Origin of the sequence: Halocynthiibacter sp. (assembly GCF_049608145.1) — a bacterium.
Classification (GTDB): Bacteria; Pseudomonadota; Alphaproteobacteria; order Rhodobacterales; family Rhodobacteraceae; genus Halocynthiibacter.
The window spans coordinates 24,850-42,227 of the sequence record NZ_JBMYXF010000013.1 but is presented as its reverse complement, the minus strand read 5'-3'; the positions used below and the strand labels follow the sequence as shown (position 1 = coordinate 42,227).

Annotated in this window: 16 protein-coding genes; 5 read left to right on the top strand and 11 right to left on the bottom strand. The window is 53.3% G+C overall.

From position 1 onward, the window contains the following. Position 1 precedes the first annotated feature (1 nt). Positions 2-661, top strand: a complete 660-nt coding sequence (locus tag ACPGUT_RS06325; protein WP_423989514.1) for a DUF4167 domain-containing protein — start codon at positions 2-4, stop codon at positions 659-661. A gap of 179 nt (positions 662-840) precedes the next feature. Here the strand turns inward: ACPGUT_RS06325 and rsmA are convergent, their stop codons facing one another. The 6 genes from rsmA to lptF all read right to left on the bottom strand — a co-directional run bounded on the left by rsmA (position 841) and on the right by lptF (position 8,550). Next, positions 841-1,689, bottom strand: a complete 849-nt coding sequence (gene rsmA, locus ACPGUT_RS06320) for a 16S rRNA (adenine(1518)-N(6)/adenine(1519)-N(6))-dimethyltransferase RsmA (protein WP_423989512.1) — start codon at positions 1,687-1,689, stop codon at positions 841-843. Between the two features lies 1 nt (position 1,690). Beyond that, positions 1,691-2,671 carry a 4-hydroxythreonine-4-phosphate dehydrogenase PdxA gene (gene pdxA, locus ACPGUT_RS06315; protein ID WP_423989510.1) on the bottom strand — a complete coding sequence of 327 codons (981 nt, stop codon included), beginning with the start codon at positions 2,669-2,671 and terminating at the stop codon, positions 1,691-1,693. A gap of 14 nt (positions 2,672-2,685) precedes the next feature. Beyond that, complete coding sequence (locus ACPGUT_RS06310) at positions 2,686-3,870, bottom strand: peptidylprolyl isomerase (RefSeq protein ID WP_423989508.1); 1,185 nt, start codon at positions 3,868-3,870, stop codon at positions 2,686-2,688. Positions 3,871-4,070: 200 nt separating this feature from the next. After that, the gene (locus ACPGUT_RS06305) at positions 4,071-6,269 is read right to left on the bottom strand and encodes an LPS-assembly protein LptD (protein ID WP_423989507.1); all 2,199 of its coding nucleotides are present in this window, start codon (positions 6,267-6,269) and stop codon (positions 4,071-4,073) included. Beyond that, complete coding sequence (gene lptG / locus ACPGUT_RS06300; protein WP_423989505.1) at positions 6,266-7,417, bottom strand: LPS export ABC transporter permease LptG; 1,152 nt, start codon at positions 7,415-7,417, stop codon at positions 6,266-6,268. Before lptG ends, ACPGUT_RS06305 begins: the two co-directional genes overlap by 4 nt. Further along, positions 7,414-8,550, bottom strand: a complete 1,137-nt coding sequence (gene lptF, locus ACPGUT_RS06295; protein ID WP_423989503.1) for an LPS export ABC transporter permease LptF — start codon at positions 8,548-8,550, stop codon at positions 7,414-7,416. The genes lptG and lptF overlap by 4 nt, the downstream gene beginning before the upstream one ends. A 140-nt stretch (positions 8,551-8,690) precedes the next feature. On the opposite strand from lptF, the gene ACPGUT_RS06290 reads away from it, so the two are divergent. Both ACPGUT_RS06290 and ACPGUT_RS06285 read left to right on the top strand, forming a co-directional pair. Then, the gene (locus ACPGUT_RS06290) at positions 8,691-10,163 is read left to right on the top strand and encodes a leucyl aminopeptidase (protein ID WP_423989501.1); all 1,473 of its coding nucleotides are present in this window, start codon (positions 8,691-8,693) and stop codon (positions 10,161-10,163) included. 15 nt (positions 10,164-10,178) lie between these two features. Beyond that, positions 10,179-10,637 carry a DNA polymerase III subunit chi gene (locus tag ACPGUT_RS06285; protein ID WP_423989499.1) on the top strand — a complete coding sequence of 153 codons (459 nt, stop codon included), beginning with the start codon at positions 10,179-10,181 and terminating at the stop codon, positions 10,635-10,637. A gap of 62 nt (positions 10,638-10,699) precedes the next feature. On the opposite strand, the gene ACPGUT_RS06280 is transcribed toward ACPGUT_RS06285, so the two are convergent. The 3 genes from ACPGUT_RS06280 to ACPGUT_RS06270 all read right to left on the bottom strand — a co-directional run bounded on the left by ACPGUT_RS06280 (position 10,700) and on the right by ACPGUT_RS06270 (position 14,166). Further along, positions 10,700-11,278 (bottom strand): retropepsin-like aspartic protease family protein, encoded by a 579-nt coding sequence (locus ACPGUT_RS06280; RefSeq protein WP_423989497.1) that lies wholly within the window; start codon positions 11,276-11,278, stop codon positions 10,700-10,702. A 61-nt stretch (positions 11,279-11,339) separates the two neighbouring features. Continuing rightward, positions 11,340-13,190 (bottom strand): ABC-F family ATP-binding cassette domain-containing protein, encoded by a 1,851-nt coding sequence (locus ACPGUT_RS06275; RefSeq protein WP_423989495.1) that lies wholly within the window; start codon positions 13,188-13,190, stop codon positions 11,340-11,342. A 52-nt stretch (positions 13,191-13,242) separates the two neighbouring features. Further along, complete coding sequence (locus ACPGUT_RS06270) at positions 13,243-14,166, bottom strand: LysR family transcriptional regulator (protein ID WP_423989493.1); 924 nt, start codon at positions 14,164-14,166, stop codon at positions 13,243-13,245. A 320-nt stretch (positions 14,167-14,486) separates the two neighbouring features. Between ACPGUT_RS06270 and ndk the strand changes: the two genes are divergently transcribed. After that, positions 14,487-14,909 carry a nucleoside-diphosphate kinase gene (ndk, locus tag ACPGUT_RS06265; RefSeq protein WP_423989562.1) on the top strand — a complete coding sequence of 141 codons (423 nt, stop codon included), beginning with the start codon at positions 14,487-14,489 and terminating at the stop codon, positions 14,907-14,909. A gap of 78 nt (positions 14,910-14,987) precedes the next feature. On the opposite strand, the gene ACPGUT_RS06260 is transcribed toward ndk, so the two are convergent. After that, complete coding sequence (locus tag ACPGUT_RS06260; protein WP_423989491.1) at positions 14,988-15,113, bottom strand: hypothetical protein; 126 nt, start codon at positions 15,111-15,113, stop codon at positions 14,988-14,990. Between the two features lie 124 nt (positions 15,114-15,237). Then, positions 15,238-15,726, bottom strand: coding sequence for a DUF4112 domain-containing protein (locus ACPGUT_RS06255; protein WP_423989489.1), 489 nt, complete (start codon positions 15,724-15,726; stop codon positions 15,238-15,240). A 215-nt stretch (positions 15,727-15,941) separates the two neighbouring features. Between ACPGUT_RS06255 and ACPGUT_RS06250 the strand changes: the two genes are divergently transcribed. Beyond that, complete coding sequence (locus ACPGUT_RS06250; protein ID WP_423989487.1) at positions 15,942-17,360, top strand: FAD-binding oxidoreductase; 1,419 nt, start codon at positions 15,942-15,944, stop codon at positions 17,358-17,360. The last annotated feature ends 18 nt before the right edge of the window (positions 17,361-17,378 follow it).

Genomic DNA, 17,378 nt, shown 5'->3' with positions numbered 1-17,378 from the left:
AATGAGATCATCAAAACAACGCTCGCGTGGTAAATCCAACCGCAACCGCAATTCCAACGGCAATAATATCAACCGGGTCTTTGACAGTTCTGGTCCGGAAGGGAAAGTGCGCGGTACACCGCAGCAAATTATTGACAAATATCAGGCTTTGACCCGTGACGCGCAGCTTTCAAATGACCGCGTGGCAGAAGAAAACTTTCAGCAGCACGCAGAACATTATGTGCGGTTGCTTGGGGATGCGACCCGCGAAGCCGAAGCGCGCCGTGCAGAGCAGGAAGCCCAGCATCGTGAACGACAGGCCCAGCGAGACGCGCGTAATGACAATCGTCAGGATGGTCGCAACGAGAACCGTGCGGATGTTGCCACTGACGCGCCGCAACCTGATGTGGCTCAACCTGTTGTCACTGGCCCGGCAGACGTCATTGATCCATCTGACGCGCCACAGCCGGAATTGCCGTCATTCATCACCGATGCGCCTTCTGGCATTGTTGAAACACCTGAAGCGGCTGAAAAACCGGCCCGCAAACCCCGCCGCCGCAAGCCTGTTGCGGAGGAGGGCGAAGCCGCACCAGCTGAAGAACCCAAGCCAAAGCCCCGTCGCCGCGCCCCGAAAAAACTCGCAGAAGACGAAACCCCGGACAACCCGGAAGCGGCTGAATGAGGACTTAATACAGTTTAAGAAAACCCCGTCTAGAAACAGGCGGGGTTTTCTTTAGCGGGGGCAGAAATGCTTTATTTTGCGCCTTGGTTGCCTTCCAGAACGGTCAGAAGTCTCCAGACCACGAGCAGGAACTGCTACGTCGTATTGCTTCTGATCTGATTGACAGAGTGCGATAAGTTTTAGCGCATATGCGGTTCAATCTGGCGTGCCAGTGCGCAGAAACCTTCGATATCAACCTGTTCGGCGCGATCGGTGGGTTTCAGGCCTGCGGCAACGATATGGTCTTCCATATCCGGCACAAAGTTTTTCAGGGCGGATCGCAGCATTTTACGACGCTGGTTGAAAGCCTGGGCGACGACGCGGTTCAGAACCTTTGGGTTCGCCGGAAACAGTGGCTCTTCCCGACGTTTCAGATGCACGACGGCGGAATGAATTTTGGGCGGCGGTGAAAAGGCTTCAGGTGGCAGGGTCATGACAGTCTGACATTGGCAGCGCCATTGTGCCAAAATGCCAAGACGCCCATAGGTTTTGCTGCCGGGGGCGGCCGTGATGCGCTCGGCAACTTCTTTTTGGAACATCAGCGTCAGGCTTTCCCAAAAGGGCGGCCAAGTTTCAGGTGTCAGCCAGCGTACCAGCAGTTCAGTGCCCACATTGTAAGGCAGGTTTGCCACGATCCGGACCGGGGCCTGCAGGTGTTGTGAGACATCCAGTTCCAAGGCGTCCGCATTGATAACATCAAGCCTGCCGGGATAGGCGTCTTGCACCTCAGCTAGGGCAGAAATACAGCGGGTGTCTTTTTCCACGGCCAGAACTTTACGGGCGCCTTCTGCGAGCAATCCGCGGGTCAGACCGCCTGGGCCTGGGCCGATTTCCAGAACGTCACAATTGCTAAGATCCCCGGCATAGCGGGCAATCTTTGACGTCAAGTTCAGATCCAGCAGAAAGTTTTGCCCAAGGGATTTTTTCGCGGCCAGTTCATGGGTTTCAATGACCTGGCGCAGGGGGGGCAGATTGTCGATGGTGGCCATATCAGGCGTCCTTCCGGGCAGCACCCATGCGGGCGGCAAGCTTTAGAGCTTCTATAGTGGAAGCAGGGTTTGCAAGGCCTTTTCCGGCGATGTCAAAAGCCGTTCCGTGATCCGGGGAGGTGCGCACAAAAGGCAGGCCCAGGGTGACATTCACGCCGCGATCAAAATCAAGCGCCTTGATCGGGATCAAGGCCTGATCATGATACATACAGATCGCTGCGTCATAGCTTTCACGCGCGCGGGCGTGGAACATCGTGTCAGCAGGCAAGGGGCCTCGCAGATCCAGGCCTTCACGGGTCAGTTTTTCCAAAACCGGGATGATCAGATCTATATCTTCCTGCCCCATCACGCCACCTTCGCCCGCATGTGGGTTCAGGCCGGCAATCGCCAAGCGCGGGTTTTCAATACCGAAATCCCGCTTAAGACCCGTGTGGGTGGTGCGGATTGTGTCTTCCAGTAGATCCGCTGTCAGAGCGGCTGGAACGTCAGACAAAGCGATGTGTATCGTAACGGGGACCACGCGCAACAAAGGCGAGGCCAGCATCATGACGACGTTATCAACATTGCCAAGGTGCCCCAGAAACTCCGTATGGCCAGGGAAGGCAAACTCCGCGCCGTCTTTCAGCGCTTTTTTGTGAATTGGCAGCGTGCACAGCCCAGCGGCCTGACCTGATTGCGCATAGAATACAGCGCGCTCAATCGTGTTTATCACAGCTTTTGCATGACTGGGATCAGGTACACCCGGGATACGTTTTGTGCCAAAATCGATGCCCAGAACAGGCAAACCTTCACCCATGGCCGCTGGGGCCTGAGAAGGGTCTTCGATCAGCACATGGGGCACGGATCCGGGAAGATGTTTCACATCCCCGATCAGAAAAAATGCGGGTCCGTCTTGATGCAGCTCTTGCCAGACTTGTTCCGCAAGCTCAGGGCCTATACCTGCAGGTTCGCCGCAGGTCAGGGCAATGGGTAAGGCGGGCATGTCAGATCCGGACATTATTCGTAGATGATGGTGGCATCTGCGCGCAGTTCTGCAAGCAGGCTGTCCGCATATGATGACAGACGCTGCTGACGCAATTGCGCACGGATATCTTCACGGGAAGCATCTTCTACAACGGCATTCACCCGACCACACAGCATCAGCAGGACCAGTTCCGGGCCGTTTTCTGTCTGGACCGTAAGATTGGTTGACACTTCGTTGTCATCAAGACGCGCAAGTTCCAGTGCAATGTCATCAGGCACATCAGCAATAGCCAAGGTATCACGTTGCAGACGGGAACGATCTTGATCAAGATTGACACCGTAAAGGTCGTCACAGCTGTCTATGCGGTTTGTGATTTTCGTTGCCTCTGCAAGGGCCGCAGCGCTGCGACCGCCAGGGATCATATAACGGGCATATTCCACAGATACGACCTCAGCTTCGGCGGCATCGGTTTCTTCAATGGCGCGCAACATAAAGAGAGCGATCGCATTGGGCACTTCGATCGGGGCCGTGATGCCACCGGGGGAAAGCGCCAGGATTTGGCTGCGGATTGCGGGGGGAAGGTTGCCAATCGGCAGCCAGTCAATACGCCCGCCACGCCCCCGGGATTGGGACGCAGACACTGAACGGGCCTGTGCCGCAAAACCAGCCTGCGTTGATACAGTGCGGCTGATGCGTTGCGCTTGGGCACGGGCCTGAGCGATCTGTTCAGGTGGGGCAGGGATGATGATCTCGGACAGAAGAACACGAACGCCGCCACTTCCGGATGACAAGGCAAGGGCGCGGTCGATTTCAGCTTCGGTGATCTGAACCCGAGGGGCATAGCGCCCACCGATCAGTTCACGCCAGGCAATGCCGGATGATACGAAATCCCGAAAGGTTTCTTCTGCAACGCCTTCCTGTGCAATGGCCGCGATGAGCTGTTCCCCAGTCAGTTGCGCGCGCCCAGCAAATTCGTTCATGCCCGCCGCAATCTGGGCATCGGACACAGTAATACCTGCAATACCTGCCGCCTGAGCGCGCAGCCGATCATCGACTAGACCTTTCAGGGCTTCTGCTTCGATATCTCCAGGCTGACGCAAAAGGCGTAAAAAGGTGATGCGCTGACGCAATTCATAATTGGTTACGACGGCATCGTTGACCCGCACTGCCGGGGCAAACAGGTTTTGTGCCTGTACGGCCTGGGGAAGGGCGAGCATGGAGAGCACCCACCCCAAAGCGATTCCTTTCCGAAAAAAGGAATGGGTGGCTGTCATGGCTTGCGCGGTTCTTTGCTGAAAGAATTTCATTTTTACTGCCATTGTCCCCTGTGGTCGTGTTTTTGACCGCTTCTGTTGTCAGCGAACCGAAATAATTCGCTTATTAATAGTGCGATGCCACACTGATTACATTCTTTTACCTAACGATTGCACTGTCGCGCAAGCGCTCTGCGGCCTGTGTTGGCCCCAAATCCAGCCAGTTCGACCGCAACGCCGAAATCTGTCGTTGGTTTGAGTAAATCGTTTGACGTGAACCGCCGTGACGCCGTGAAGGAAACTGTGGCGCATTCATTTTTATATTCAAGCCCCATGCCGATCCGGGTCGCACGGTCATTGATGAAATCATAACGCCAATCTGCGGAACCAGACCAGTTGTCATTGAACTTGAAACGCCCATCAAGGGCCCACTCCGACGTTTGTGGACGGTTTTCAGCGGGTGCATCTTCAATCCACAAATAGGACGATCCGATGGACAGCCGATCATTCTGCCAACTGATGCGGGCTTCGTTGCGTGAAAAGTCCAGGTGGTCGTCAAACAAAGCACGGGTTGAGAATGTCAGACCATTGTTCAATTGAACCTGTCCCGCAATCAGCCAGTCAGAGCTGGTTCCTTCAAGGCCAGATCCAAGGGTAAATGCTGTATTTTCTTGCTGACGGTAGATGCGGCCAGCGACCAAGGATAAAGACCAACCTTCGGGTGCGCGGCGGGTCCAGCTGACACCGATATTGCTGCGCCAGCCGGTTTCGACACGATCAGATCCGGCGAAACGGCTGTCAGACCAAAGATTGCCTTCGTCAAATTCCAGTAAAACAGAGTCTTCATTGGGGAGCGTGCCACGGTTGCTGTCCGTATAAAGCACCTGAACCACTGGTTCTAACAGATGGGTTGCTCCACTGGTTTGTTCGCGCCGGATCAGAGGCCAGCGCAGTTCTGCACCCAATGTGCCGGTCAGAAACAGACCTTCCTCTTCATTTAGCCCTTTGTCTGAAATTGCATAGTAATCCAGATCGGCGCCCGCCATTGTGGAAAAGACCATGCCGTTGGACCAGGTTGTACTGTTGCGCCAGTCCGCGCGGGCACTCAGGCGGGATACATCACGTCCGTCATCACCGGGTGTATCTGAGCTGCGATAATGCGTGTGACCTTCCACCTGCCAGTCCAGATCGCCCGGGATCCAGTTCGGTTCTAGGCGGCGGTGTAAAAGGAAGTTCGCAATAATTGTGGGCTGCGTGCTGTTGGTTTCGTTGCTGCGCAGTGAATTGTAGTGCACCAGTTCGGCGCTTACGAATTTGTCCCGGCGGGCACGGGTTACAGAGATGCTGGAATCAAGGCGGTCTTTGTCGGAATAGCCATAATCCAGCAGATAAGCCCGGTCTGAAGTCGTTTCGATATCAAAATCCAAACGATAATCACGGGGCAGCTGGAAACTGCCCTCTGCGAAAAGATACCAGCGATCCGACGTCAACAGATCATCATTGGACCATGCACCGTTTAATTCGATATCTCCGGTCCGGAATGCCTGGCGATAACGCAGCTCAAGCGTTGTTGTCCGGGACGAAATCCAAGGGGTCAGTGTCAGATCCCTGTGATCACCCATCCGAATGAAATATGGGATCTTCAGTCCGGTCCCAAGCCGAGAGTTGGACTTCAGCCGGGGCAAAAGAAAACCCGTTGCGCGTTCAAGCGTCGGATCAGGCAGACGTAATCTGGGCAACCAGAGAACCGGAACACCTTTCACATGAAAGCTAGCATTTCTAAAGTACAGCTGGCGTTCATCACGGTCATGTACAACAGATTGCGCACGTATTTCCCACAAAGGCGTGGGGCTGTCAGCGCAAGTCTGACAAGATGTGGCGACAGTTCTGTTGAGGCGGGCGTAGCGTCCGTCAACAATCCCAATTTCACTGGATGCAAGTTGTAACTGTTGTTCCAGCACAATACGGGCCGACCGCAATACTCCATTGCGCAGATCGGCAGACAGTTCCGCCGTATCCCCCAGAATGATGATTTTTTCGCCCTCAGTCAGGCGGATGTTGCCGTTCAGCGAAAGCGTTTCTGTTCGTTTGTCATATTGCAGTTCATTCGCCTGCAAGCGTGCGCCATTGTAATAAATTTCAACATTGCCGCTGGCCACAAGCCCGGCCTGTCCGACAAGACGCAGATCATCTGCAATCAGGCTGGCATAGGTTGCATCCGAGCTAGAGGAAACAGGCCTTTGGGGCGGAGTGGTGACCTGAGCCAGTGAAACACCGGCGGACAATGACAGACACAGTGCGGACACACTGGCAAGCGCAAAGGCTTTCACACAGGAGAGGTGGTTTTTCTCAGGCGGTCTCATCCGTCCTCCATATGCAACAAAAGCCCCATGGCCAGCATGATCGCCACAAGCGGCGGCGCCCAGGCCGCCAGCTCAATTGGTATATTACCGTTTTCCCCAAGAACACGAGCAAAATTTCGCAGAAAGAACAAAGCAAAGCCCAGAAGGATCGCCATCAGAACCATTGGCCCGGTCTGCCCAAGGCGTGTATGGCGCATGGTGAAACCAGCCCCAACCAAAAGCATCGCAACCAACATCAGGGGCAGGGCCAGTTCACTTTGCAGATACACAGAATGTGCCCGCGCAGCGAAACCCGCGTTTTCCAGCTGTTGGATGAATGCTGGCAATTCCCAGACGGCTATGGCGGAGGGTTCCGCAAAACTGTCCCGGATTTGTTCTTCTGTCAGTGTTGTGGGTAGAAACAATTCCTGATGAACCACGGCGTCACGTTCGGGATTGGCCGGACGCCCGTCACTTGTGGCAAGCGGCCATAGTTTGGCGTTTTTAAGGCTCCATCCGCCTTCTTCCAATAGGGCACTTTGGGCTTCAATACGGGAAAGGGGCAGGCCATCTGTGTTGAAATTGAGAAAGCTGACGGTTTCAAGGCTTGTGCCACCCAGACTTGCGGCTTCGGCATGAATGACACTTTGTTGAATGCGCTGGTCGGATTCTTCCGTTGTTTCACTGACATCAATCGCAGGGTTGCTTTGTCGCAGCCAGAGACCTTCATCACTGATTGACAAGGCTGACGCTGTGCCAGATTTCAGAATACGGGACCGGGCTTCGTATTCTTCTGATGTGGCCGCGACAATCGGATTAAACACCGCAACGGCGATGACACCGACACAGAACACAGACAGCACCGGGGAAATGAGCGACCGCAGGGCAGATCGGCCTGCCGCGCGCGAAACCACAAGTTCGCTTGAACGTGCCAGTCCAAGGAACAGCGCGAGTGTCGATAAGATCGTGATCAGAGGCAAAATCTGATACAGTGTTGTTGGAATATTCAAAAGAGACAGGGACAGAATGGACCCAAAGCTAAGGTTGTAGCTTCCGAATTTGCGCAATTGTTCGGCAATATCGACCAAAAGCAAAATACCCAGAAATACAAGGAAAACTGCAGAAAACGTCACCAGAAAACGTTTCGCAAAGTAAAGATGCAGTTTCATGTTTGCGCCCCCGCGGATTGCCGTACAGAACGCCGGAACAGGGCCGGATTTTCTGAGATCCAGAGCAGAAGTGCTGAGATACCTAGCCCCGTTAGAACCGGCACATACAGCAGAAACCACATCGATCCATTTTTATAGGCAATGTCTGACATGACGTTATCAACTGCTTTGATGATCACCAGCAGAACAATCGCCAGCACGATCTGACGCCAGACACCAAATCGGCTGAAACCACCAAGCAGAAGGCAGGAAAAACCTACAAGGGCTGTGACCATGGCCAGAAATGGCTGTGCGAACCTTTCATGCGCGGTCGTTTGAAAACGTTCCGCACTATAGCCGGTACGTTTCAGCAGAACAGGATTGGCTTTCAGAAGATCGCCGGTCCCCAGTTCGTCAACACGCGGCGCGCGATTATCAAAGCCACCAATCAGGGCACTGATATCATATGTGAAATCTGAAAATGCCGTGGTTGTCAGTGTGTTGTTTTCTTGCTCTAGGGTCTGCGCCATACCGTCATACATCAACAGGCGTGGGCCATCCTCAGAACGCAGCAAAAGTGCGCGACGTGCGGTGTAGGTGATTGTTCTACCTGGCGTGCGCTGATCTGATAGAAACAAATCAACCATTTCGCCTGAATTCTCAATTTCACGTATATAAAGCGTCAGATCTTCTGCCGGGTGCAAAAAACGGCCATCTGAAAAGAAGCCCGCAGAAATATTCTGCGCGATGGCTGCTTCGCGTTCGGCCAGTTGCCGTGTTGCGGATGGCACAAGGATATGGGTCAGTAAAGACAGGAACACTGCAACCGCCAGGCCGAAAATCGCAACCGGCCGGGCCAGGCGGAATGAAGAAAACCCAGAGACCTGAACCACAACAAGTTCGCTTTCACGTGATAGGCGATTGATTGTGTAAACTGTTGCGATAAAGGCGGAAATAGGCAGAACAATCTGAATGACTGCGGGAAGGGTCAGGGCCGAAAATTCGAGAAAGACCATTGCGGACTGACCATCGGCGATCAACCTGTCGAACAGGCCAACGGCCTTGTTCACCCAGTACACCATGACCAACACCAGCGAAAAAAATCCGAACAGAATCATCAGCTGCGAAATCACATATCGGTCGAATCGCGCCACAACTGCCCCTTATAAGTCGCCTTAATCAACCCGCAGATTATCCGAAATTCCGCGCAGGTAAAACTGCTATCTGGTGTTTTCGGCGGATCAGCGCTAGCAATGGGAAAAGCCTCATGATCGTCCGGCAAGGAGAGAGTCCGATGACCACCCCGACCACTATTCATTTTAAAGAAACTGACATTGACGCAATTGCTGCATTGGAAGGACGTGTCGCGGTGTTTGTCGCAGAAGATGGCCGTCTTGATGTGAACGCGCGTCGCGTGAATCGCCTGACAAAAGGCGCGTTGGCCCGTTTTTCTGAAAGTGAAGCCTTTGAAAAAATGAAGGCTTCTCAGGCGATGCTGATGTCGTTCCCTGCTGGGATGGAGGCCGAGGCGCTGGTTGTTGTGCGTCTGGATCGTCGTCCGTCTGCGGAACTTGCTCGTAAGGCCGGGGTGGAAATCGCCAAGCTGAAGGGCAAAGGCGCGTTAACTGTACTGGGCGGCAACATCACCCGTGCAGAAGAGATTTCCTTTGGGATCGCACTGCGGGATTATGAATTTGACGTCTATCGCACAGAGAACGGCGAAGCCCGCGACAGCGAAAAAGGCGAAGTCACAGTGATGGTGAACAAACCCGAAGAGGTCGCCCGTGCGGCTGCACCACTGGCCGCCGTTGCGGAAGGTGTGTTCTTTACCCGAGATCTTGTGAATGAACCGGCAAATGTTCTGACGACCGATGATTTCGCGGCCCGCCTGGCCGCAATGCAGGAAATCGGTCTGGATGTTGAGATTCTTGAAGAAGACGAACTTGAAAAATTGGGCATGCGCACACTGCTTGCTGTGGGACAGGGATCAGACAGCCCGTCTAAAGTTGTCGTTATGCGCTGGAACGGCGGTGAAACAGATGATGCGCCATTCGCGCTTGTGGGCAAAGGCGTGGTCTTTGATACAGGTGGCATCAGCCTGAAACCTGCGGGTGGCATGGAGGAAATGACCATGGATATGGGCGGCGCCGGTGTTGTGGCGGGGGTCATGCGCACGCTGGCACTGCGCAAGGCAAAGACCAATGTTGTTGGACTTGTGGGCCTTGTTGAAAACATGCCTTCTGCCCGTGCGCAGCGCCCGGGTGATGTTGTGAAATCCATGAAGGGCGACACGGTTGAAGTCATCAACACTGATGCGGAAGGACGTCTGGTTCTGGCAGATGTGCTTTGGTATGCGCAGGAACGGTTTAAGCCACGTGGTATGATTGATCTCGCGACGCTGACCGGGGCTGTTATCATCGGTTTGGGCCATGAAAACGCAGGTGTTTTTGCCAATGATGATGATCTGTGCAAAGCCATGCTGAAAGCCGCAGAGGCTGAAGGTGAAGGGGCGTGGCGTCTGCCTTTGTCCCCGGCGTATGACAAATTGCTGAAATCAAAAATCGCAGATATGCGCAATTCCTGTGGACGCCCTGCAGGATCTGTCACAGCGGCGCAATTCCTTAAACGCTTTGTCAAAGATGAAACGCCGTGGATCCATCTGGACATTGCCGGTGTGGCATCAACCCCGACAGAAACGGCCTATGCCCCGAAAGGTGCAACCGGATGGGGTGTGATGGCGCTGAATCGTTTGATGGACGAAGTCTGAACTGTAAGGCCCTGAATGAGCTCTGTTTTCTTTTATCACCTGACAGAAAGCCCGCTTGAAACTGTCTTGCCGATTTTGATCGGTAAGGCACGTCAGGCGGGTTGGCGGATATGTGTGCGCGGGCGTCATGATGGAATGATGCAGATGTTGGATCAACGGCTTTGGGTTGATGATCCAGCGTCGTTTATTCCCCATGGTCTGTCCGGCGGGCCACATGATGCCGCCCAACCGGTTCTGCTGACAACGGTGGATGATATTCCGAATAAGGCCAGTTGTCTGATGTCAGTTGGGGGGGCGGATATCAGGGCAGAAGATATGGCCGGGTTGGACCGGGCCATGATCTTGTTTGATGGCTTTGATCCGGATGCTGTGGCGCATGCACGCCGACAATGGAAAGCTGTGACCGGGGCCAAAATTCCGGCGCAATATTGGGCACAGGAAGCCGGACGTTGGATGAAAAAGGCTGAAGGGTAAGGGGGCGCTGCCCCCGTCAGCAAGCTGACTCCCCCGGAGTATTTCAGGAAGGTGAAAGCGGATCAGCGCAGCAGGCGCATCACGCCGCCAGCGATTTCAATTTTGCTGAAACGGTTCAGGTAACTCATCCCGAGGAGAGAGCCGGGCATTGTGCCATCATTTACCCAGACCTCGACCCTTTGATCGACCAGCCCTTCAAAGGTGAATGTATCCACGCGGGCCGACGCAGTGCGGACCGGACCGTTTGCTGTGAAAGCCTGACCAAGATAGGCCAGATTATCAGGATCAAGCCCGACACGGCGGGCATCTTCGCGTGTCAGAACCACCTGGGAGGCGCCGGTATCGATGGTGAATTCGACAGGGACACCATCAAGGTAAAGTCGGGCATAGAAATGGCCGTCATCTGCACGGGGGATTTCAATCGTGCCATCGCTGCTGACGTATTGACGCATCAGTGTATCGCGTCGCATGTCTTCCCAAAGGCCAACGGCGGCAATTACGCCGACAAAGATCAGGCCCCAGATGGCCGCAAATTGTGCGTTCTTGCCAAGTGATACCCGGTTTTGCGTGACATACCAGCCACCCACGGCCAGACCCAGCATGCCAAGATAAATAAACCGCGCCAGTTCGTCACCGCTCATGATTGTTGTCTCCCTCTGGGTTTGTTTTCAATCTGATATGCGGTGACGGAAATGGCAAGGATCAGCCCTGGGCTTTTTCCAACTTATCCTGAGCTTTCAGCCAAAGTTCTTCGGCGCGTTCCAGCGCATTGCGCAATTCGCCATATTTCTTCTGAAAGACTTCGTATTCTTTGGCGCGTTCTGGGGCGTACATGGCCGGATCTGACAGTTTTGCTGTCAGTTTCTTTTCCATATCCTGAAGTTTTTCAAGGCGTTCTTCGGATTTGCGAACCTCAGAACGCAGTTCTTTGATACGTTCCTGAGAGGCTTTCTTGGGGGCGGGTTTTGCGGCCTTCTTTTCCTTTGCGGGGGCTTCACGCTGCAAAAGGAATTTGCGATAGGATTCCAGATCACCTTCATAAGGCTCGACATTTCCCCCCGAAACCAGCCAAAGCCGATCTGCCACAAGACCCAGCAAATGCATGTCGTGGCTGACAAGGATCACCGCACCCGTATAGGCAGTCAGGGCTTCGACCAAGGCTTCGCGGCTTTCGATGTCCAGGTGGTTGGTTGGCTCATCGAGGATCAGCAGATGTGGGGCGTCAATGGTCGCCAGCATTAGGGACAGGCGTGCTTTTTGCCCGCCAGACAGGCGGCCCACTTGGGTATCGGCCTGTTCAACGCCAATCCCAAAACCGCCCAGACGCGCCCGCAATCTTGCAGGTGTTTCCGTGGGACGCAGACGCTGGATGTGATCCAGCGGAGTTTCGTCGATAAACAGTTCATCCACCTGATGCTGCGCAAAATAACCGATACGCAGCTTGTTAGAACTGTTCATAGATCCGCCAAGGACATTCAGACGACCCGATAACAACTTGGAAAGTGTTGATTTTCCCTCACCGTTCTTACCCAGAAGTGCGATGCGATCGTCCTGGTCAATGCGCAGGTTTAGACGCGACAAAATTGCCTTGCCATCATAGCCCACGGACCCACCTTCAATGTTGATAATCGGCGGAGAAAGCTCTTCTGGAGTGGGGAAGGAGAACTTTTTCAGCGCGGCTTCTTTTGGGGTGGTGATCGGTTGCATTTTGGCGATCATTTTCAGGCGGGACTGGGCTTGCACCGCCTTTGATGCTTTGGCGCGAAAGCGGTCTACAAAACTTTGCAGGTGGGCGCGACGGGCATCTTGTTTCGCAGCTTCTGATTCAGCGGCCAAAAGACGCGCAGCCCGGGTTTCTGCAAATGTATCGTAATTGCCCTGATAAAACGTCAGTTTTTTGTCTTCCAGATGCAAGATCCCGCCAACAGCCCGGTTCAAAAGACCCCGGTCGTGGCTGACGATGATCACTGTATGTGGATAGCGGGCCAGGTAATGTTCCAGCCACAGGGCGCCTTCCAGATCCAGATAGTTGGTCGGTTCATCTAGCAGCAGCAGGTCAGGCTGAGAAAACAACACAGCTGCAAGGGCCACACGCATACGCCAGCCACCGGAAAAGGCGGAACATGGCTTTAGCTGGGCTTCGGGATCAAACCCAAGACCACGCAGGATAGATGCGGCGCGCGCTTCGGCGGACCAAGCGTCAATATCGGATAGGCGCATCTGAATTTCGGCGATGCGGTTGGGATCGGTGGCGGTTTCAGATTCGGCCAGAAGGGACGCACGTTCCGTGTCCGCCGCCAGAACCGTGTCGATCAGATTGGTTTCTGATGATGGAACTTCCTGGCTGATACCGCCGACATGGGCGCGTTTTGGCAGAACAATTGCACCGCCTTCCAGGGGCATTTCGCCGTAAATCGCTTTGAAAAGCGTGGTTTTACCTGTGCCATTGCGTCCGACAAGGCCAACTTTATGGCCTTCGGGAATAGTGACACTTGCGTTTTCAACCAGCGTTCGGCCGGCCACGGAATAGGTGATATCATCGAGCTTTAACATAAGAGGGGTGTGCCGGAAGTCCCGGCCCGGGTCAATGCAGCAATATCAAGGCTTATATGCTGATCTTATCGTGATTGCAGTCATTACATTCGCGAAACAGGTCTACCAGCCATTGCAGGCAGGATATATTGCTTTTGCGTTTGCTCCAGCCAATGTAATGTGGGATTTTTGGGACTTTCAGGGGACTAGGGATTTGAGCAACTGCGAAATCAGAGAAGGTTGAATCTCGCATCGCAAGGCTTGCCGTCGCAAGAATATCGGTGCCCAAAGCCAGATCCGCATAGGAAGAAAAGTTGTTTACAATAAATCGGAACTTACGCGGTGGGTAACCCTGTTTCCGCAGGGCTTTGTCAACAAGCCCAATGGCGGCGTGACGGTCCGTATAGCTGATAAACTCCGAAGATATGAGTTCTTCCACCGTTTTAGGTGCAGATCGAATGGAGGCATCGTAATACACCACAATTGGATATTCATGCAGCACATGACGCTCAATCGATGGGTTTTCTGGAAGGTTCGCACCGACGAATACATCGATGTCGTCATGCAAGCGTTGAATACAGTTGTCACGATCGTAGCTTCGGTAACAAAACGCAGCGTTTGGCGCACGTTCGCGAAATTTTGCAGGCAAGCCCGCATAGGGGCCTTTCAGTTCAGCCGTTGACCCCATAATATTGAAAGAGCGATCAGAAGTCTGGGGATCAAAAACGGCGGTTTGGGCAATATTATTAAACGTATTCAGAAACGGAAGAGCGGTATTGGTAATGCTTTCCCCGATCGCCGTAAGCTGCATTTTACCACCGGATCTGATCAGCAGTGGGTCATCAAAACCCCGGCGTAATTTCTCCAGTGCATAGCTTGCAGTCGGCTGACTGATGCAAAGCTTCTTCGCTGCATCACTTACACTTTGGGTTTCGGCTACGGTTACAAAGACGCGTATATCTTGAAGGGATAGCGCCAACAAATTAACATTTTTCATAAGTCATATTAATATTAACTGTATTTCAAAATCCAGTAAAATCTATTATAAATAGATAGTTATTCTCATCGTGTTTCCGGAATTGGTCGCCGCCATTCAAAATGATGAGTTTGCAGCGTGTAACGAGTGATCCCCCACAATTCCGGAATTTGTGGGGGATTTTTTGCCGTTCGCTTTGGTTATTTCCAAGTATGTACCGGATTTTCCGGATTGAACGTCCTGCAGGGCTTTTCCAGATCGTTTTGGCGTGATATGCGGCTCGCGATATGACAGAAGGCATGGGGCTTTCTGTCGGACAACAGTTTTTGAAAGAGACCGACATGGCCCTTGAGCGCACTTTCTCCATCGTTAAACCCGACGCAACCAAACGCAACCTGACCGGCAAGATCGTAGCTAAATTCGAAGAAGCTGGCCTGCGCGTTGTTGCTTCTAAACGCATTCAGCTGTCCCTGGCACAGGCCCAGCAATTCTATGGTGTTCATTCAGAACGCCCGTTCTTTGGTGAACTTTGCGAATTCATGATCTCTGAGCCAATCGTTGTTCAGGTTCTGGAAGGTGAAAACGCCATCGCGAAAAACCGCGAAGTTATGGGCGCAACCAACCCTGCGGAAGCTGCTGAAGGCACCATCCGTAAAGAATTCGCACTGTCTATCGGCGAAAACTCTGTACACGGTTCCGATGCACCTGAAACCGCTGCAGAAGAAATCGCGTTCTTCTTCTCCGGTCTGGAACTGGTTGGCTGATCGTTTCAGATCACCTGAAAACACAAAGAACCCCGTATGATGATCATACGGGGTTTTTCTTTGGGCGGTCGCTGGCGATCAACCCGCGCAGTCTTCCCCTGTGCATTCGATCACTTCTGGTTCGAAGACCGCGATGGGGGGATATTTGGTGGCGCAACCTGAAAGAGTTGCAGCAGCAATGGCGCTCAAAAGCAAAATACGCATGATTTTCTCCAAAATACTTATCAACAGATTTACTGTGTACGCCTGCGATATTACAGTTATCTTTTTAGATAGTAAATCATCCGTGGGTAGAGTTGGCGTTTTAAAACAATACTTTAGTATGGGTTTAGGCTGGGGAATGCTCTGGTTGGCCCGCGTTGGGCAACTGTTTTGGGATGGTGCCGGTCTCCAACCAGATACGTAAAAGCTGCGTATTGCGGGTGCTGGCGTTCCATGTGGCATCAAAGATATCACCGATCACAGGCACAATCCCCACCACCAGGTCGACCATGATATTCAGAACCATGCGGATCAGCAAACGTCGGGACGCGCCAAGCCGCGCAGCCGATCGAACGACATAAGCCGCTGGAACCAAAGTGAAAACATCACCAACCACGGGTATAAGCCCCAGAAAGCTGTCTAACCCAATCCGCACAGACGTGGCGGGCAGCGGGATCAGGTTCTCCATCGTCCATGCGATGTTCTCAAGGGTTTTTAATTCAGCCTCTGTTTCCGGAGGAAGCTGTATCCGGTGCACAGCGTCAAATGTGGGTTTAGATGTGACTGTTTCGGTCTGGTGGGCGGACGTCTTGTTCGAATTATTTTCAAATATCATACCGTATATATAGGTACGGATGCCGCGTTTTTAAAGGCATTGGCGGTTTTTCAAGGTGCAGGAACCAAACGCGCGGGGGAAAACTAAGGTCTGTATATCGCTGCTGCATGTGGTCTGGGCAGAAGAATTTTTTACTGATCTTCAGGAATTCTGAACAGTAAATCCAACCACCTTTGTCATAGTGTCACCTGAACCGAAGATAGAGGGGGGCGATGATGGGGCTGAGTTCTCTGCAGGAAGATCTGGCGCGGCTTCTGGGGGCAAAGGGCTGGCTGACAGATGATATTGGCATCTATCAGACAGACTGGCTAAAAATGCATGCACACCAATCCCTTGGGGTGGCACGCCCGCAAACCACCCAAGATGTCTCGGCTATTATGCGATTGGCCCAGGCTGCAGATGTGCCGGTCACGCCGCAGGGGGGGAACACCAGCCTCTGCGCAGGTGCCGTTCCCGGGGCTGGCGGACATATCATCCTGTCCATGTCACGGATGAACCAGATTGAAACGGTTGATACCGAAGGCTTTACATGCATCACCGGGGCCGGGGTGGTTTTGGGGGATCTGCATGATCTGCTGGCGAAAAGTGATCTAAGCTTCCCACTTCACCTTGGATCTGGGGGCAGTGCGCAAATCGGCGGATTGATTGCGACAAACGCCGGGGGATCTCATGCGTTGCGCTATGGCATGATGCAGGATCTTGTTCTTGGTCTTGAGGTGGTGCTGCCGGATGGTCGGGTCTGGAATGGTTTGCGCCCGTTGATCAAGGACAACGCAGGATATCAGTTGCGGCGCTTATTTTGCGGATCTGAAGGCACATTTGGCATCGTCACCCGCGCGGCTTTGCGTCTGTATCCGGCGGCTCGCAACAAGGCGACTGCATTACTGGCGGTTCAGGATTATGAAACGCTTGTGCAACTTGGCCGAAACCTGCGCCAGACCCTTGGTGAATTCATCTCAGCGCTGGAATTTTTCTGTGACGCGGGTTTGGATATGCTTTTGCATCACGTAAGGGGTGTTGAATACCCGTTAGAAACCCGACATCCCCACTATCTTTTGGTCGAATTGTCTTCGACGTCTTCTGCGATTGATCTGTCAGATCTTCTGGAAGACTGCCTGGGGCAGGCCTTTGAGACAGGGTTGATCCGTGACGGCGCAGTCGCTGCAAATGAAACCCAACGCGCAGCCATGTGGAAATTGCGGGAAGAAATGCCAGAAGGGCAACGTCTTGAGGGGCCGCAAATTAAACATGACATATCCGTTCCGATATCGGAACTTGCGGGTTTCATGAAGATTGCGACGTCCGAACTTCGACGGATCCTGCCGGGCGTCAGGCTTAACCCATTTGGGCATCTGGGCGATGGAAATGTTCACTTCAACCTGTCCCCACCTCTGGGGCAACCTGATTTCGGCGCGCATAAAAAGGCGCTGTCGCTGTATATTTATGAAGCTGCAGAAGCCGCAGGCGGCAGTTTCGCGGCGGAACATGGATTGGGGCGCAGTAAAGGCGAATTTGCGGATTGGCTGCGCAGCCCGGTGGAACAGGATCTGATGCGCCAGCTGAAAACGGCTTTTGATCCCAATGGCATCATGAACCTAGGGGTGATTATCCCAGCGGGCGAAGGACAAGAATAACTTACCTTATGTGCGGAT

What these genes read in the sequence shown, in the direction of transcription:
- ACPGUT_RS06325 (WP_423989514.1), top strand. Translation starts at nt 2, where the DNA reads ATGAGATCATCAAAACAACGCTCGCGTGGTAAATCCAACCGCAACCGC.
- rsmA (WP_423989512.1), bottom strand. Translation starts at nt 1,689, where the DNA reads ATGGCCACCATCGACAATCTGCCCCCCCTGCGCCAGGTCATTGAAACC.
- pdxA (WP_423989510.1), bottom strand. Translation starts at nt 2,671, where the DNA reads ATGCCCGCCTTACCCATTGCCCTGACCTGCGGCGAACCTGCAGGTATA.
- ACPGUT_RS06310 (WP_423989508.1), bottom strand. Translation starts at nt 3,870, where the DNA reads ATGCTCGCCCTTCCCCAGGCCGTACAGGCACAAAACCTGTTTGCCCCG.
- ACPGUT_RS06305 (WP_423989507.1), bottom strand. Translation starts at nt 6,269, where the DNA reads ATGAGACCGCCTGAGAAAAACCACCTCTCCTGTGTGAAAGCCTTTGCG.
- lptG (WP_423989505.1), bottom strand. Translation starts at nt 7,417, where the DNA reads ATGAAACTGCATCTTTACTTTGCGAAACGTTTTCTGGTGACGTTTTCT.
- ACPGUT_RS06290 (WP_423989501.1), top strand. Translation starts at nt 8,691, where the DNA reads ATGACCACCCCGACCACTATTCATTTTAAAGAAACTGACATTGACGCA.
- ACPGUT_RS06285 (WP_423989499.1), top strand. Translation starts at nt 10,179, where the DNA reads ATGAGCTCTGTTTTCTTTTATCACCTGACAGAAAGCCCGCTTGAAACT.
- ACPGUT_RS06280 (WP_423989497.1), bottom strand. Translation starts at nt 11,278, where the DNA reads ATGAGCGGTGACGAACTGGCGCGGTTTATTTATCTTGGCATGCTGGGT.
- ACPGUT_RS06275 (WP_423989495.1), bottom strand. Translation starts at nt 13,190, where the DNA reads ATGTTAAAGCTCGATGATATCACCTATTCCGTGGCCGGCCGAACGCTG.
- ACPGUT_RS06270 (WP_423989493.1), bottom strand. Translation starts at nt 14,166, where the DNA reads ATGAAAAATGTTAATTTGTTGGCGCTATCCCTTCAAGATATACGCGTC.
- ndk (WP_423989562.1), top strand. Translation starts at nt 14,487, where the DNA reads ATGGCCCTTGAGCGCACTTTCTCCATCGTTAAACCCGACGCAACCAAA.
- ACPGUT_RS06260 (WP_423989491.1), bottom strand. Translation starts at nt 15,113, where the DNA reads ATGCGTATTTTGCTTTTGAGCGCCATTGCTGCTGCAACTCTTTCAGGT.
- ACPGUT_RS06255 (WP_423989489.1), bottom strand. Translation starts at nt 15,726, where the DNA reads ATGATATTTGAAAATAATTCGAACAAGACGTCCGCCCACCAGACCGAA.
- ACPGUT_RS06250 (WP_423989487.1), top strand. Translation starts at nt 15,942, where the DNA reads ATGGGGCTGAGTTCTCTGCAGGAAGATCTGGCGCGGCTTCTGGGGGCA.